Origin of the sequence: Dyella thailandensis, from assembly GCF_050749815.1 — a bacterium.
GTDB lineage: Bacteria > Pseudomonadota > Gammaproteobacteria > Xanthomonadales > Rhodanobacteraceae > Dyella_A.
On record NZ_CP192735.1, the window covers coordinates 490,408 to 504,912 of the forward strand.

The 14,505-nt window shown below is 68.1% G+C and carries 16 protein-coding genes; 6 read left to right on the top strand and 10 right to left on the bottom strand.

The window, feature by feature from the left end; genetic code table 11:
* Window positions 1–120: 120 nt before the first annotated feature.
* Window positions 121–1,470, bottom strand: coding sequence for a DEAD/DEAH box helicase (locus ACQVBX_RS02210; protein ID WP_431636273.1), 1,350 nt, complete (start codon window positions 1,468–1,470; stop codon window positions 121–123).
* Window positions 1,471–1,923: 453 nt separating this feature from the next.
* Here ACQVBX_RS02210 and ACQVBX_RS02215 point away from each other — a divergent pair, with 453 nt between their 5' ends.
* The 3 genes from ACQVBX_RS02215 to ACQVBX_RS02225 all read left to right on the top strand — a co-directional run bounded on the left by ACQVBX_RS02215 (window position 1,924) and on the right by ACQVBX_RS02225 (window position 4,376).
* A complete protein-coding gene (locus tag ACQVBX_RS02215; protein ID WP_431636274.1) occupies window positions 1,924–2,226 on the top strand; it encodes an EF-hand domain-containing protein in 303 nt (100 codons plus the stop codon).
* A 394-nt stretch (window positions 2,227–2,620) separates the two neighbouring features.
* Window positions 2,621–3,853: an MFS transporter gene (locus tag ACQVBX_RS02220; RefSeq protein ID WP_431636275.1), complete on the top strand. Its 1,233-nt coding sequence runs from the start codon at window positions 2,621–2,623 to the stop codon at window positions 3,851–3,853.
* 37 nt (window positions 3,854–3,890) lie between these two features.
* Window positions 3,891–4,376 (top strand): FKBP-type peptidyl-prolyl cis-trans isomerase, encoded by a 486-nt coding sequence (locus ACQVBX_RS02225; RefSeq protein ID WP_431636276.1) that lies wholly within the window; start codon window positions 3,891–3,893, stop codon window positions 4,374–4,376.
* A gap of 95 nt (window positions 4,377–4,471) precedes the next feature.
* Here ACQVBX_RS02225 and ACQVBX_RS02230 read toward each other — a convergent pair whose 3' ends face one another.
* The 3 genes from ACQVBX_RS02230 to ACQVBX_RS02240 form a co-directional block, all read right to left on the bottom strand.
* Window positions 4,472–4,975: a C40 family peptidase gene (locus tag ACQVBX_RS02230; RefSeq protein WP_431636277.1), complete on the bottom strand. Its 504-nt coding sequence runs from the start codon at window positions 4,973–4,975 to the stop codon at window positions 4,472–4,474.
* 114 nt (window positions 4,976–5,089) lie between these two features.
* Complete coding sequence (locus tag ACQVBX_RS02235) at window positions 5,090–6,340, bottom strand: TonB family protein (protein ID WP_431636278.1); 1,251 nt, start codon at window positions 6,338–6,340, stop codon at window positions 5,090–5,092.
* 1 nt (window position 6,341) lies between these two features.
* Window positions 6,342–6,728: a BlaI/MecI/CopY family transcriptional regulator gene (locus tag ACQVBX_RS02240; protein WP_431636279.1), complete on the bottom strand. Its 387-nt coding sequence runs from the start codon at window positions 6,726–6,728 to the stop codon at window positions 6,342–6,344.
* A gap of 130 nt (window positions 6,729–6,858) precedes the next feature.
* On the opposite strand from ACQVBX_RS02240, the gene gorA reads away from it, so the two are divergent.
* Window positions 6,859–8,223, top strand: a complete 1,365-nt coding sequence (gene gorA, locus ACQVBX_RS02245) for a glutathione-disulfide reductase (protein ID WP_431636280.1) — start codon at window positions 6,859–6,861, stop codon at window positions 8,221–8,223.
* A gap of 31 nt (window positions 8,224–8,254) precedes the next feature.
* On the top strand, window positions 8,255–9,046 hold the full coding sequence (hutG, locus tag ACQVBX_RS02250; RefSeq protein WP_431636281.1) for an N-formylglutamate deformylase: 792 nt from the start codon (window positions 8,255–8,257) through the stop codon (window positions 9,044–9,046).
* 7 nt (window positions 9,047–9,053) lie between these two features.
* On the opposite strand, the gene can is transcribed toward hutG, so the two are convergent.
* From can to asnS, 6 genes are all read right to left on the bottom strand, one after another.
* Entirely contained in the window at window positions 9,054–9,725 is a 672-nt protein-coding gene (gene can / locus ACQVBX_RS02255; protein ID WP_431636282.1) for a carbonate dehydratase, read from the bottom strand.
* A 75-nt stretch (window positions 9,726–9,800) separates the two neighbouring features.
* The gene (nei, locus tag ACQVBX_RS02260; protein ID WP_431636283.1) at window positions 9,801–10,592 is read right to left on the bottom strand and encodes an endonuclease VIII; all 792 of its coding nucleotides are present in this window, start codon (window positions 10,590–10,592) and stop codon (window positions 9,801–9,803) included.
* Between the two features lies 1 nt (window position 10,593).
* On the bottom strand, window positions 10,594–11,385 hold the full coding sequence (locus ACQVBX_RS02265) for an SDR family oxidoreductase (protein ID WP_431636284.1): 792 nt from the start codon (window positions 11,383–11,385) through the stop codon (window positions 10,594–10,596).
* A 27-nt stretch (window positions 11,386–11,412) separates the two neighbouring features.
* Complete coding sequence (locus ACQVBX_RS02270) at window positions 11,413–11,736, bottom strand: hypothetical protein (protein WP_431636285.1); 324 nt, start codon at window positions 11,734–11,736, stop codon at window positions 11,413–11,415.
* A complete protein-coding gene (locus ACQVBX_RS02275; RefSeq protein ID WP_431636286.1) occupies window positions 11,736–12,533 on the bottom strand; it encodes a hypothetical protein in 798 nt (265 codons plus the stop codon). Before ACQVBX_RS02275 ends, ACQVBX_RS02270 begins: the two co-directional genes overlap by 1 nt.
* A gap of 11 nt (window positions 12,534–12,544) precedes the next feature.
* Window positions 12,545–13,960 carry an asparagine--tRNA ligase gene (gene asnS, locus ACQVBX_RS02280; protein WP_431636287.1) on the bottom strand — a complete coding sequence of 472 codons (1,416 nt, stop codon included), beginning with the start codon at window positions 13,958–13,960 and terminating at the stop codon, window positions 12,545–12,547.
* A 164-nt stretch (window positions 13,961–14,124) separates the two neighbouring features.
* Between asnS and ACQVBX_RS02285 the strand changes: the two genes are divergently transcribed.
* Window positions 14,125–14,451 carry a HesB/IscA family protein gene (locus tag ACQVBX_RS02285; protein ID WP_431636288.1) on the top strand — a complete coding sequence of 109 codons (327 nt, stop codon included), beginning with the start codon at window positions 14,125–14,127 and terminating at the stop codon, window positions 14,449–14,451.
* Window positions 14,452–14,505: the final 54 nt, after the last annotated feature.

Sequence of the window (14,505 nt, forward strand, 5' to 3'; positions counted from 1 at the left end):
TTTGGCTCTGATGCCGCATCAAGGCGAAAAGCATCGCCCGCGAGCGGGCTCCTACCGCTGCCATCACGAACAGCAAAAGGGCGGCGCCGCGAGGCGCCGCCCTTTTGCATCGCGTGGTGATCAGGCCTTGGCGGCGGGACGACGCGAGCGGCGCCGCGAGCGGTTGCCCGCCGCGTGCTCGCCACTGCCCTGCTGCACGTGACCGTGCGGGCGATGCGAGGCGCCGCTCTTGCCGTTGCCCGCCGGGCGGCCCTGCTGCGGGCGCTGTGACTGGCGGCCCTGGCGCTGGTTGCCCTGCACCGGACGCGGCGCACCGGCGTCCAGGCGCAGCGGCGCAGACGGCTCGAAGCCTTCCACCGGGGTGATTGCGATGTCCTGCTTCACCAGCATGCGGATGTCGCGCAGCAGGCCCGATTCGTCGTGGCTCACCAGCGACACGGCCAGACCTTCGGCACCGGCGCGACCGGTGCGGCCGATGCGGTGAACGTAGTCCTCGGCGACCATCGGCAGGTCGTAGTTGATGACGATCGGCAGCTGGTCGATGTCGATGCCGCGTGCGGCGATATCGGTGGCCACCAGTACGGTGACACGGCCGGTCTTGAAGTCGCTGAGCGCGCGGGTACGGGCGTTCTGGCTCTTGTTGCCGTGGATCGCCGCCGCGCGGATGCCGGACACGTTGAGATACGTCACCAGCTTGTCGGCACCGTGCTTGGTGCGGCTGAACACCAGCGTCTGCCGGCGGCTGTCCTGCGACAGCACGTGCAGCAGCAAATCGCGCTTGCGCGCTGCATCGACCGGATGCACGTGGTGGCTGACCAGCGGCGCCACGGTGTTCGGCGGCGTCACCGACACTTCGCGCGGATCGGTCATGAACTGCATCGCCAGCGCCTTGATCGGCGCGGCGAAGGTGGCCGAGAACAGCAGCGTCTGGCGCTTCTGCTTGGGCAGCGCGTTGACGATGCGCTTGAGCGCCGGCATAAAGCCCATGTCGAGCATGCGGTCGGCCTCATCCAGCACCAGCGTGTCGATGCCGGTGACGTCGATGGTGCGCTGCTGCATGTGGTCGATCAGGCGGCCGGGAGTGGCGATCACCACGTCCACGCCGCGGCGCAGTGCGTTGATCTGCGGACCCATGCCCACGCCGCCGAAGATGGTGGTGGTGACCACGCGCACGTACTTGCCGTAGTCGCGGAAATTGTCGTTGACCTGCGCGGCCAGCTCGCGGGTTGGGGTGAGCACCAGCACGCGCGGGCGGCGCGTCTGCGTGTCACGGCCCTGCATCAGCTTGTGGATGACCGGCAGCGCGAACGCGGCGGTCTTGCCGGTGCCGGTCTGCGCGGCGGCGAGCAGGTCGTGCCCGGCAATCACCAGCGGGATCGCGCCGGCCTGGATCGGCGTCGGCTCGGTATAGCCCTCGTCGGCGAGCGCGCGCAGCAACGCGGGCGCGAGGCCCAGCGATTCAAAAGACATGGAAACTCCTGAGTGGTCTGCTGCGCTCCCTGATACCGCGCGGCGGACGATGAATTCGACGACCGCACATCGAGCGATGGCTGGTCGGGTGCCGTGCGCGCTACCGGGGTGGGGGAATGGGCGAGGGCCTGGCCATCGCCGCGATGTCCGCAAGGGAGTCGGGGGCGTCTACGAGCCGGCGTAGTGTAGCTGATCAACCGGGATCGTGCTTGCGGCGCAGCAAGAGGAATCGAGGCCAGCTGCCTAACGCCGCTTGTGGCGGCTGACGCGGTGCATCACCGCGTGGACGGCGACAGTCGATCGCTGCGTTGAAATCTGCCTCACAGCATCCCGCCACATGCGCGGCGAAGGCTCTAAAGTGGCAGGCGGCTGATGGCTCGATCGGCCGGAGTGGCCAAGCACCGGCAGTGGCATGGTGCTTGGCCTTTCATGACCTGAGGAAAGGAGGCAGAAATGGTCCACGTGAAAGCAAGCCTGCTGATCGCTGTGTTGTGCGCGACCTGCGCGATACCGGCAGTGGCGGCCCCGACGGTGAAACCGGGTGTGAAAGATCCCGGTGCCACCGATGCGCCGTCGTTCAGCGATTTGGACAAGAACCATGACGGAAAGCTCGTGCGAAGCGAGATTCCCAAGGATGTCGACGCGATCAAGCAGCTGCGTGCGCATTTTCGCGAGGCAGATCTGGACGGCAACGGTTCGCTCTCGGAAGAGGAATATCAGCGCTACGTGTCCAACATCATCTTGTCGGGAGTGTGAGACAAGATGATGGGGCCAACCATCGTAGGGACACTGCTCGCGCCATGAACATGCCGGCCCTCAAAGGGCCGGCTCTTTTTGGGGCGGTGAAAGTGCTGGCGAAGGGGGCAGGTGACGCTTCCATTGACGCAGACTGTTATGTGAGCAAGGACGCGCCGCGCGGACGGAAGGGCTTGGCGCGCTGCCGTTGTTCCAATGGTTGGCGGAGTCTATCGCCTCACGTGAGGCGTCCTGAGCGTAAGGTGATAAGGACTGGGCAACGCTGCCCGGAGACTCGTGCCTGACAACGGCATCGGTTCGCTGCGCCGCTGCCAAAACCGGGACGCCGGGGCGCTGTCTTGCCCGGGTCGCGTGCTAGGCTCCAGAGCCGTTCCGGCTTGCCAAGGATGCTTGCATGACGCTGGTTTCCACCCTGCGTGGGCTCGATACCGCCCAGCGCCACACCGTGCTGGCCAGCTTCCTGGGCTGGACGCTGGACGCCTTCGATTTCTTCCTGCTGGTGTTCGTGCTGGACGAGATCGCCGCCGAGTTCCACGTCGGTCATACCGAGGTCACTTTCGGCATCCTGCTCACGCTGGCGGCACGGCCGCTCGGTGCGTTGATCTTTGGACGTCTGGCCGACCGCTATGGGCGCAAGCCGGTGCTGATGGTCGACGTGCTGATGTTCTCGGTGCTTGAGCTGGCCTGTGCGTTCGCGCCCTCGCTCGCGGCGTTGCTGGTGATGCGGTTCCTGTTCGGCATCGCGATGGGTGGCGAGTGGGGGATCGGCGCCTCGCTGGCGATGGAGACGGTGCCGGCGAAGGCACGCGGCGCGGTGTCCGGCCTGCTGCAGAGCGGTTATCCGTGCGGCTACTTTCTCGGTGCACTGGCCTACTGGCTGGTCTTCAGCGTGTTCGGCCTGGGCTGGCGCGCGATGTTCGTGGTGGGGGCGCTGCCGGCGCTGCTGGTACTGTACCTGCGCGCCAAGGTGCCCGAGTCGCCGACCTGGCAGGCGGCGCGCGCGCAGGGTGCGCAGCGCGGCGCGCTGGCAGCCATGCGCGGCAACGGCAAGCGGCTGGTCTACATGATGCTGCTGATGGCGGCGTTTAACATGTTCAGCCATGGCTCGCAGGACATGTACCCCACTTTCCTCAAGGCGCAGCGGCACTTCGATGCGGGCACGGTGGCTGCGCTGACCATGCTGCTCAACGCCGGCGCGATCGTGGGCGGGCTTACTTTCGGCAGCTGGTCGGAGCGGGTGGGTCGCCGACGCGCGATGGTGGTGGCCGCGCTGCTGGCGCTGCCGTGCATCCCGCTGTGGACGTTCGGCGGCTCGGTGGTGCTGCTGGGCATCGGCGCGTTCCTGATCCAGGTGATGGTGCAGGGCGCCTGGGGCGTGGTGCCGACCTACCTCAACGAGCTGGCGCCGCACGACGTGCGGGCCACGCTGCCGGGCTTCGCCTATCAGCTGGGCAACCTGCTGGCGGCGGGCACGGCGTCGATCCAGGCGTGGCTGGCGGCCGAGCGCGGCGGCGACTACGCGCTGGTGATGGCGGTGTGGATGGCCGCCGTGGCGCTGGTGCTGGCGTTCCTGGCCTGGCGCGGGCCGGAAGTGCGCGGGGTGTCCTTCGAGCCGGGGCGGTCCTGATAGAATCCGCGGTTTGCAATCGCACAAGAGACAGGCAATGAAGGCTGGCAAGGACAAGGTGATCTCGCTGCACTACACCCTTACGGTGGATGGCGAGAAGGTGGAAAGCTCGCACGATCGCGACGAGGCATTGTGGGTGCTGCTCGGCCACGGCCAGCTGATCCCGGGCCTGGAGACGGCGCTGGAAGGTCACGAGGCCGGCGAGTCGCTGCAGGTGGATGTGGCTGCGGCCGATGGCTACGGCGAGCGCCAGGAAGGGCAGATTCAGCGCGTGCCGAAGAAGTATTTCCAGCAGGCGAACAAGCTCAAGCCGGGCATGACCACGGTGCTCTCGCTCAAGCAAGGCGGCCAGCGCGTGGTGACCGTGCACAAGGTCGGCATGACCGCGGTGGACGTGGATCTCAACCACCCGATGGCCGGCAAGACGCTGCACTTCGACGTGACCATCAACGAAGTGCGCGATGGCACCGAGGAAGAGGTCCAGCACGGTCACGCGCATCCGCCGGGTGGCGAAGCGCACTGAGCTCGCTTCAATCGCAAAAGAAAAAACGGCGCCGCAGGGCGCCGTTTTTCGTTCGCCCTCTCCCCGCGGGGAGGGGGCTTGCCGGGTCGGCGCTATCAGTCCAGCAGCCGCTTGCCGAACTCGAAGTGGTCGCGCCAGTAGGGCCCGTCGATATCGTCCAGCCGCACCGTGCCGCCCGAGTTGGGCGCGTGCACGAAGCGTCCCTGGCCTACGTAGACGCCGACGTGGCTGATCCCGCTGCGGCTGCCGAAGAACACCAGGTCGCCACTGGCCAGTTCCTTCATACGTTTCACTTTCTGCCCCAGTTCCGACATGGCGCGGGAGCTGTGCGGCAGCGCGATATCGGCGGCGTGGCGATAGATGTAGTCGACCAGCCCGCTGCAGTCGAAGCCGGATTGCGGCGTGTTGCCACCCCATTTGTACGGCGTACCGACCAGCGCCATGGCGCGGAACAGCACGTCGTTGGCGACCTGCGCGCTGGCCGCGGAAGGGGCGCGCGCCGGCAGGTCGGCCAGCTCGGAGTGCGAGGTCTTGAAGGTGGGCTCGCGCCGATGCGGTGCGCTGGAGCAGGCGGCGAGCAGCAGGGCTGCTGTTGCCATCGCTACCCAGGAAAGGCGGCGGAGCAGGGACCGGGTGGCGCGGGGGCGGGTAGTCATGCGGCAGGCCCGACGGAAGGTGCGCCGAGCCTACCAAGCCATTAAAAGACTTTCAAATCAGTGCTTTTCTAGCTGTTTTGCACTTTGATTCTTGGAGTCCGCCGCGGGTGCGGCATCGGGCAGCGGGTCCAACTGAAATGACACCGGCACCCGCGCGTAGCTCTCGATGGGTTGGCCGCCCTTCATGGCGGGATTGAAATGCCACTGCATCGCCGCATCGCTGGCGGCGGCGATCAGGTTCGCCGAGGTCGTGGTGCTCGCCTTGGGGTCGTAGTCGACGGTCTTCACGCTGCCGTCGGGATTGACCAGCACCTTGAGGACTACCGTGCCTTGCTCCCTGTTGATGATGGAGGTCTTTGGATAGCGCGGCTGCATGCGCACATTGGCCTGCAGATCCTGCGTGGCCTTAGCACTCGGTTCGGTGACCAGCGGAGCTGCGTGTGCGGCCAAGCAGACGCCACCGATGAAGAGGGCCGCGCCCAGGTACCCGACGAAGCGGCGTGCGGTGGTGGTGCGATCGCGTCGAATCATCATCAGTCGTTCCTTCAGTTGCGGCTCGGCGAGCCAGGGGATGAGCACCGGCGCGGCGTCCATGCCGGTACTGGCGAGCAGGGTGCGGGCGTAGGCACCGGCGTCGCCGCTGCGTTGGCGCAGGACATGCTCGTCGCAGGCCAGTTCCTGATCCAGCCGGAAGCGCGGCAGCGCCAGCCACGCCAGCGGGTGGAACCACAGCAGCGCGGCGAGCATGTCGGCCAGAAGGCTCCACAGTGGATCGTGGCGCGCGATGTGTCCCCGCTCGTGAGCCAGGACCAGCTCGCGCTGGCCCGGATCGAAGCGCTGCAGGAAATCCGCCGGCAGCAGGATCACGCTGCGGAGAGCACACAGCACCGCCGGCCCCTGCGGGTGCAGGCGCAGTCGCCGAGGATCGAGCTCGGGATGTACGCGCTGGCAATGCGCCAGCAGGTTGGCCGGCAACGCGCGGCAGCGCCGACGCAACCGCACATAGGCATGCGCGAGGCGCAGTAGCGCAATGGCCGCGCCGGCCAGCCACAGCGCCATCCACGGCAGGTGGACGCCGGCGGTCGCGTTGAGCGGGCCGCTGCCGGAGATGACGCCTGGCGAGGCGATCACGGGCGCCAGCCAATGCCAGCGTGCGGGAAGGGCGGGCAGCCAGGGCAGCGCGCCCAGCAGCACCGGCCACAGCCACAGCGTGAAGGCCGGGCCGGCGCCGAACAGGCGGCGCGCCGGACGGCGCAGCACCAACACCAGCACCAGGCCGGCGGTGAGATCGACCAGGTTCGCCAGCATCTCAGCGCTCCTTGGCGTCGATGGCGTCGATCAAGGCACGCAGCTCGGCGATGTCGCGTTTGCTGAGTTTCTCGTGCGTGGAAAAGTGCGCCAGCAGCGGCGCTACCTTTCCGCCGAATACGCGGTCGAGCAGGTTGCGACTCTCGCTCGACTGCCACTGCTCGCGGGTGAGCAACGGGCGGTAGAGGTAGCGCCGGCCGTCGCGCTCGGCGCTCACCGCCGCCTTGCCGAGCAGCCGGTTGAGCAGGGTGCGGATGGTCTTCTCGTGCCAGTCGGTGGTTTCGCCCAGCACCGCGACGATCTCTTCCGAACTGCGCGGCGCGTGCTGCCACAGCACGGCCATGACCTGACTCTCGGCATCGGTGATGGCGGGGATGTCGCGACGCATGCCTGGCCTCCTTGTGGATTACGTCCGTAATCTTCGGCCCGAGATTACAGGTGTAATTCATCGGCGCGCAAGTAGCCGAGGCCAGCTCCCGAACCGTTGACGCTGAACCGGCGATACTGCCGGTTCGCTCATGTTTGGAGAACGCTTCATGGTGCAGGTCTGCGATCTCATCGTGCTGGGGGCCGGCTCGGGCGGGCTGGCCACGGCGTTTCGCGCGGCGCATCACGGCGCGAAGGTGGTGCTGCTCGACCCGGCGCCGCCCGGCGGCACCTGCGTGCATCGCGGCTGCGTGCCGAAGAAGGCGCTGTGGTACGCCGCGCAACTGGCGCAGCAGCAGTCGCTGGCGCGCGAATACGGCTTCGACGGGACGGCCGGCACGCTGGATTGGGAGCGCTTTCGCCAACTGCGCCAGGACTACGTGGACGGCATCACCGTCCGTTACGAAGAGCGCCTGCGCAACGCCGGCGTGCAGCGCGTGTCCAGCACCGGCCGATTGGTTGACGCCGGCATCGTGGAGGCTGCGGACGGCCAACGCTGGCAGGCGCCGCACGTGGTGATCGCCACCGGCGGACGCCCACGCCGACTGGATATCCCGGGTTTCGACCTGGGCTGGGTGTCCGACGACATGTTCGCGCTGCGTGCCCTGCCGCGGCGGGTGGCGGTCGTCGGTGGCGGCTACGTGGCGGTGGAGTTCGCCGGTCTGCTGCGGGCGTTCGGCTGCGAGGTGAGCCTGCTGGTGCGCGGTCCGTTGCTGGCGGGTTTCGATGCCGAGCTGACCGACGCGCTGGCCGATCGCATGCAGCACGACGGCATCCGCATGATCCGCCCGATCGAGGTGCAGGCGGCGCGGCGTGAGGCCCGAGGCCTGCTGCTCGACGGCGACGACATGGATGCTGGCGGCCCGTACGACGCCGTGCTGTGGGCGGTCGGGCGCGTCCCGCATACCGAAGGTCTTGGCCTGGAGGCGCTGGGCATCGCGCTCGGCCGGAGCGGCCATGTGCCGGTGGACGACTACCAGAACACCGCATGCCCCGGCGTCTACGCCGTAGGCGACGTCACCGACCGCGTGGAGTTGACACCGGTTGCGGTGGCGGCGGGACGACGGCTGGCCGACCGCCTGTTCGGCGGCCAGCCGCAGGCGCGACTGGACTACGAGAACATCCCAAGCGTGCTGTTCAGCGAGCCGCCGCTGGCCACCGTGGGGCTGGACGAAGTGCAGGCGCGCGAGCGCCACGGCGATGCCGTGCGCTGCTACCGCAGCCGCTTCACGCCGATGCAGCTGGCGCTGGCCGGGCGCCGCGAGCCGTCGCTGATGAAGGTGATCTGCATGGGCGAGGACGAACGCGTGGTCGGCATCCATGCGCTCGGCCCCGGCGCGGACGAGATGCTGCAGGGCTTTGCCGTGGCGATGAAGCTCGGCCTGCGCAAGCGCGACCTGGACGCGACGGTGGCCATCCATCCCACCTCCGCGGAGGAACTGGTGCTGATGGGCTGAGCGCCGCGCAGCACGTCGCTACACTGTCGGCATGGACCAGCCCATCTTCACTCTCACGCGCGGCGCCGCGCCGCTGCTGATCAGCTTGCCGCACAACGGCAGCACGATCCCTGCCGACATCGCCGGGCGCATGATGCCGCAGGCGCGCCGTTCGCTTGATACCGACTGGCACGTCGGCCGTCTCTACGCGCCCCTGGCCGAGGCGCTCGGCGCCAGCGTGCTGCGGCCGTCGCTGTCGCGCTACGTGGTCGATCTCAATCGCCCGGCCGACGGGCATGCGCTGTATCCAGGCCGGCGCGAGACCGGCCTGGTGTCGACCATCGGCTTCGACGGCGCGCCGCTGTACGTTACGGGCGGCGAGCCCGATGCCGACGAAGTCGCGCGTCGCGTAGCGCAGTACTGGCAGCCCTATCACGACGCGTTGTCCGACGAACTGGCGCGGCTGGTGCGCGAACACGGCCGCGTCGTGCTGTGGGAGGGCCACTCGATCCGCAGTCGCGTGCCGATGCTGTTCGACGGCCAGCTGCCGGACTTCAATCTCGGCACCGCCGAAGGCGCCAGCTGCGGGGCGCCGCTGCAGGCGCGGCTCGATGCCGTGCTGCATGGGCAGGACGGCTACAGCCACGTGGTGAACGGCCGCTTCAAGGGCGGCTACATCACCCGGCACTACGGCCGTCCGATGGATAACGTGCAGGCGGTGCAGCTGGAACTGGCCCAGTACACCTACATGGACGAGGACAGCCTCGACTTCCTGCCCGCGCAGGCGGCGGGCGTGCAGGCGGTAATCGGCGCGCTGCTGCGCGCCTGCCTCACCGACGACTAGACCCGCCTCAGCGCGGCTCGCCGATGCGGCTGGCCAGACGCTCCAGTCCCGCCTCGTAGCTCGGCCAGATCGCGCCGTGGCTGTCGATATGCACGCCCAGGTCGTTCATGTGGCCATTGGTGAGGCTGTAGCACCAAGCGTGCACGCTGAGCTGCTGCCCGCGCTCCCAGGCGTCCATCACCATGGTGGTGTGGCACACGTTCACCGCCTGCTCCAGCGCATTGAGCTCGCACAGGCGCACATTGCGGTCGGTCATGTTCTCCAGCCCAGTGAGCATGGCGTGGTGCTTCTTGGCGACGTCGCCGACGTGGCGCAGCCAGTTGTCGACCAGGCCCATGCGGCGATCGTCGAGCACCGCCTGCACGCCGCCGCAGCCGTAGTGGCCGACCACGATGATGTGTTCCACCTTGAGCACGTCGACCGCGAACTGGATCGTGCTCAGGCAATTGAGGTCGGTGTGCGAGACCACGTTGGCGACGTTGCGCTGCACGAAGATCTCGCCCGGCGGCAGGTCGACGATCTGCGTGGCCGGCACGCGCGAGTCGGAGCAGCCGATCCACAGGTACTTCGGCGACTGTTGCTTGGCCAGCCGCTCGAAAAAGGCCGGGTCGGATTCGCGCACCGTTTCGGACCAGCGGCGATTGCTGTCGATGAGATCCTGCAGGGGGTTGTGGCTCATGGAAGGTCCTTCGGCAAGTGGGCATCGGGCGCGCTGCCCGCAGCCGCGTATGGTAACCCGGCGCCGCCCGACGGCTCAGCGCTGGCAGCGCGGGCAGGCGTAGAACGGTCGGCTCGCGACCATCGATTTCTCGATCGGCGCCAGGCAGCGCGGGCAATCCTCGCCGCCGCGCTCGTAGGCGCGGAAGCGGAACGGGGTGTCCTGCAGGTGGCCGGCGCCGCGCTTGCCGCGGGTGCGATAGGAGCGGCGCGGCAGGTCGAGGATCGCCTCGGCAAGCGCGGCGCGCTCAGCCGGGTCCAGGTCGCACGGGCGGCGCTGCGGCCCCAGGCCCGCTTCCCACAGGATCTCCACCCGCAGGTAGTTGCCCAGCCCGGCGATGAAGGCCTGGTCGAGCAGCAGCGCACCGAGCCGGCGGCGGGCGAAACGTGGGTCGCGTAGTCGCGCGGCTATGGTGGCCGCATCCAGCGAAGGGTCGAGCGCGTCCGGCCCGATGCGCTGCAGGAACGGATGCGCGCGCACCTGGTCGCTGGGCCACATCTCGATATCCGTGGCGCTGTACAGCAGGATCGCCTTGCGCTCGGTCTCCAGCGCCACGCGCAGGCTGCGCGAGCTCGCCGGGGGACGGCCGGCGGTTGCTACGCGCCACACGCCGTAAAGCTGGTTGTGGCTGTACAGGGTCAGGCCGTTGTCGAAGCGGGTGAGCAGTGCCTTGCCGTGCGGTGTGATCGCTTCGATGACGCGGCCGACGAGCGGCTGTTCGTAACGCTTGAGCGCGTCGAAGGCGAACCACACCCGCGTCAGCGGTTGGCCGACCACGGCGGCGGCGAGCGCATCGGCAGCGCGGCGGATCTCCGGCCCTTCGGGCACGTCAGCTCAGCGCCCGGGTGCGCCCGCCGTCCACCGCAATGCTTACGCCGTTGACGTAGGCGGCGGCGGGCGTGCACAGGAAGGCGATCATCGCGGCAACCTCGCTGGCCTCGCCAAAGCGCCGGGCCGGCACGCTGTCGATCAGCTGCTGCGCGATCTCCTCGGTGCTGCGGCCGCTCGCCTGGGCCTGGGCAGCCAGCAGGCCGTCGAGCCGTGCGGTGCGGGTGTAGCCGGGCAGCACGTTGTTCACCGTGATGCCGTCGGCGGCCAGTTCGCCGGCCAGCGTCTTGGCCCAGCCGGCCACGGCGGCACGGACGGTGTTGGACACGCCCAGACCCGCGATCGGCTCCTTCACCGAGGTGGAGATCACATTGACCCAGCGGCCATAGCCCTCGGCGCGCATGCCGGGAAGCACGGCATGCAGGAGGGTCTGCCCGGCCAGCAGGTGCTGGCGGAAGGCTGTCTCGTAGGCGGCGCGATCGGCGGCGTGCGCGCTGCCGCCCGGCGGGCCGCCGGTATTGTTGATCACGATGTGCACCAGGCGATCGGCCACCAGTTGCCCGGCCACCTGGGCGAGCGCGGCGGTATCGCCCATGTCGACCTGGCGCCAGTCGTGGAACTGCCCAGGGTGCGAGCGCGGCAGACTTTCGGCCACCGTCTGCAAGGTGTCGGCCGAACGCGCCAGCACGGTGACGCTGGCGCCGAGCTCGGCCAATTCGACCGCCGTGGCGCGGCCGATGCCGCCGGAGGCACCGCAGACCAGGGCATGCCGTCCGCTGAGGTTCAGATGCATGGGCGGGCCCTCGGTGGCGGTGTGGGCCTAGCGCGCGATCCAGCGCAGCGCGAAGGCGGCGATGAGGCAGGCCCAGGCAAGCAGCGGAAAGATCCGCCACAGCCGTCGCCAGCGGTTGAGCACGGCATCTTCCAGCGCCGGCAAGACCGGCGAGCGCAACGCGTTCTGCAGACGGATCCAGCGCAGCGGCGTGCTCACCGCCAGGCCGCGCTCGTCCTGCGCAATGATCTTCCACTGGTCCGGATGCGCCTCGCGCAGGCGCCGCGCCACCTGCGACAGCGCCACGTAGTGCAGGAGAAAGCAGGCCACGCCGGCGAGCAGCAGGCCGAGATAGAGCATTCCCAACGGCATTACTTGGTACTCCCGATCCAGTGCGTGGGCAGCGCCGTGCTCAGCGTCTTGAGCAGGCCGTCACCCTTGGGCGCTTCGCCGCAGATCGCCTGGTCCACCGCGGTCTTGTAGCTGTCGTTCATCAGGCCGACCCACACCGTGCCGTCCGGCCCATGCGGAATCTTGAAGCTGCCCTTGGAGGTCATGTTCACCGGCGCCTCGGCGGAGAACGCCGCGGGCGATTGCTCCCAGTAGGTATCGCTCGATTGCTGGTCGGCGGAGGAGTAGATCACCAGGTAGCGTGCCTTGGGGTTGTCGATGGTCGCGCTGCCGAACGCGCCGGTGCTGGACTTGCTCCAGCCCATGTATTCGCACAACGGGATGTCCTTGCCGTCGATCGGCTGGAACGCCTCGTCCAGCACCACCGTGGTGGGCGCGAACAGGTAGCTCGAATGCAGCCAGCGGCCATTCAATTCCGACTTCACCGCGATGCGGTAAGGCATCTTCACGTCGCTCGGCAGCTTGAACGCGAGGAAGTGGCTGCGCACGCCGTTGAGGTTGGCCACCGGGCTGTTTGGACCGAGCTCGAACTTCTTCGGCCGCCACGGCAGCAGCGTGCCATAGGAAAAGTCGGCGAAGCTGGTGCAGCAGGGCGTGGCGTCCTGCAGGCGCTGCTTGGCCAGCTTCAGTGCGTCGCCGGTATCGCTGGGCGGGCGCAGGTTCGGCGGCACGAACACCTTGGCGCTGTGGCATGCGCCCAGCAACAGGCACAGTGCCAGCGCGATCAGGAGGGCAGGGAGTCGGGACAGCATTCGCATGGCGTGATCGATCAGAATTCGGCCGAGCCGGCCGCGCGGGGATAGGGGATGGCATCGCGGATGTTGGACAGCCCGCACACGTAGACCAGCAGGCGCTCGAAGCCCAGGCCGAAGCCCGCATGCGGCACGGTGCCGTAACGGCGTAGGTCGCGATACCAGCCGTAGGACGCCTTGTCGAGGCCGAACTTGGCCATGCGCGCGTCGAGGTAATCGAGCCGCTCTTCGCGCTGGCTGCCGCCGATGATCTCGCCGATGCCCGGCGCCAGCACATCCATCGCCGCCACGGTTTTCTCGTCGTCGTTCAGGCGCATGTAGAAGGCCTTGATCGCTTCCGGGTAGTTCATGACGACCACGGGGCGGCCGATATGTTTCTCGGCGAGATAGCGCTCGTGCTCGGTCTGCAGGTCCACGCCCCACGCCACCGGATATTCGAACTTCTGCCCCGATTTCTTGAGGATCTCGATGGCGTCGGTGTAGTCGATGCGCTCGAACGGCTGGGCGATGAAGTGCTCCAGCTTGGTGATGGCGTCGGGCTGCACGCGCTCGGCGAAGAACGCCATGTCGTCGGCGCGCTCGTCCAGCACGGCCTTGAAGATCGCCTTGAGGAACGCTTCAGCGCAGTCGGCGTCGGCGGCCAGATCGGCGAACGCGATTTCCGGCTCCACCATCCAGAATTCCGCCAGGTGCCGCGGGGTGTTGGAGTTCTCGGCGCGGAAGGTCGGGCCGAACGTGTAGACCTTGCTCATCGCCAGGCAGTAGGCCTCGACGTTGAGCTGGCCGGACACGGTGAGGAACGCCTCGCGGCCGAAGAAATCCTTGCGGAAGTCGATCTTGCCGTCCGGCGTGCGCGGCAGATTGGCCAGGTCCAGCGTGGACAGCCGGAACATATCGCCGGCGCCTTCGGCGTCCGAGGCGGTGATGATCGGCGTGTTGACCCAGAAGAAGCCCTGTTCGGTGAGATGGCGGTGGATTGCCGTCATCATCGTGTGGCGCACGCGAGTCACCGCGCCGAACAGGTTGGTGCGCGGGCGCAGGTGCGCCACCTCGCGCAGGAACTCCATCGAGTGCTGCTTGGGCTGGATCGGGTAGGTTTCCGGGTCGTCCACCAGGCCGGTGACGATCACTTCTTCGGCCTGCACCTCGAAGCTCTGGCCCTTGCCCTGCGAGGGCACCAGGGTGCCGGTGACGATCACGCCGGCGCCGGCGGTGAGGTGCTTCACCTCGCTCTCGTAGTTGGCCACGGTGGCGGGCACCACCGCCTGGATCGGGTCGAAGCACGAACCGTCGCTGACGTTCACGAACGAGAGCCCGGCCTTGGAATCACGCCGCGTACGCACCCAGCCGCGCACCGTCACCCGGCTGCCGGCCTCCAGCGCGCCTGAGAGAGCCTGCTTCACGCTGCACACCGTCGCGCTGACCAACGCCATGGATTGAAACTCCTGCTTGTGCGCCGCATCTGGGCACATGAATGATGAGAAGGGTGGCGGCGAGAGCGCCGACCGAGGCCGGAAGCCGGCCAAACCCGCATGATAATGTAGGTTTCCGGGCCCCCGCGAGCCTTCCCCCGCCGATACGACACCGATTGCACGCCATGACCATCTCGATCACCCCTGCCGCCAGCCAGCGCATGCGCCAGTTCCTCGCGCAGACCCCGTCCGCGCGGGGCGTGCGCTTCGGCGTCAAGCGCACCGGCTGCTCCGGTTTTGCCTACGTGGTGGACCTGGCCGACGAGCTGGTGGCCGACGACCAGTTGCTCGACATCGACGGCGTGCCCGTGGTGGTCGACGCCAAGAGCCTGCCGCTGGTCGACGGCACCGTGATCGACTTCCAGCGCCAGGGCCTCAACGCCAGCTTCGTGTTCCACAACCCCAACGCCACCGGCGAGTGCGGTTGCGGCGAGAGCTTCACGGTCAGCTGAGCTTCCCGGCGGGGGCGTTCCCCGCCGCAAATCAAATGCTTGCGCCCACTTGCG

Excerpts from the sequence above, each read along its gene's own strand:
- can (WP_431636282.1), bottom strand. The coding sequence starts at position 9,725 with ATGAGCCACAACCCCCTGCAGGATCTCATCGACAGCAATCGCCGCTGG.
- asnS (WP_431636287.1), bottom strand. The coding sequence starts at position 13,960 with ATGGCGTTGGTCAGCGCGACGGTGTGCAGCGTGAAGCAGGCTCTCTCA.
- ACQVBX_RS02225 (WP_431636276.1), top strand. The coding sequence starts at position 3,891 with ATGAAGGCTGGCAAGGACAAGGTGATCTCGCTGCACTACACCCTTACG.
- ACQVBX_RS02235 (WP_431636278.1), bottom strand. The coding sequence starts at position 6,340 with ATGCTGGCGAACCTGGTCGATCTCACCGCCGGCCTGGTGCTGGTGTTG.
- ACQVBX_RS02215 (WP_431636274.1), top strand. The coding sequence starts at position 1,924 with ATGGTCCACGTGAAAGCAAGCCTGCTGATCGCTGTGTTGTGCGCGACC.
- ACQVBX_RS02230 (WP_431636277.1), bottom strand. The coding sequence starts at position 4,975 with ATGGCAACAGCAGCCCTGCTGCTCGCCGCCTGCTCCAGCGCACCGCAT.
- ACQVBX_RS02210 (WP_431636273.1), bottom strand. The coding sequence starts at position 1,470 with ATGTCTTTTGAATCGCTGGGCCTCGCGCCCGCGTTGCTGCGCGCGCTC.
- gorA (WP_431636280.1), top strand. The coding sequence starts at position 6,859 with ATGTTTGGAGAACGCTTCATGGTGCAGGTCTGCGATCTCATCGTGCTG.
- ACQVBX_RS02265 (WP_431636284.1), bottom strand. The coding sequence starts at position 11,385 with ATGCATCTGAACCTCAGCGGACGGCATGCCCTGGTCTGCGGTGCCTCC.
- ACQVBX_RS02220 (WP_431636275.1), top strand. The coding sequence starts at position 2,621 with ATGACGCTGGTTTCCACCCTGCGTGGGCTCGATACCGCCCAGCGCCAC.
- ACQVBX_RS02285 (WP_431636288.1), top strand. The coding sequence starts at position 14,125 with ATGACCATCTCGATCACCCCTGCCGCCAGCCAGCGCATGCGCCAGTTC.
- hutG (WP_431636281.1), top strand. The coding sequence starts at position 8,255 with ATGGACCAGCCCATCTTCACTCTCACGCGCGGCGCCGCGCCGCTGCTG.
- ACQVBX_RS02270 (WP_431636285.1), bottom strand. The coding sequence starts at position 11,736 with ATGCCGTTGGGAATGCTCTATCTCGGCCTGCTGCTCGCCGGCGTGGCC.
- ACQVBX_RS02240 (WP_431636279.1), bottom strand. The coding sequence starts at position 6,728 with ATGCGTCGCGACATCCCCGCCATCACCGATGCCGAGAGTCAGGTCATG.
- ACQVBX_RS02275 (WP_431636286.1), bottom strand. The coding sequence starts at position 12,533 with ATGCGAATGCTGTCCCGACTCCCTGCCCTCCTGATCGCGCTGGCACTG.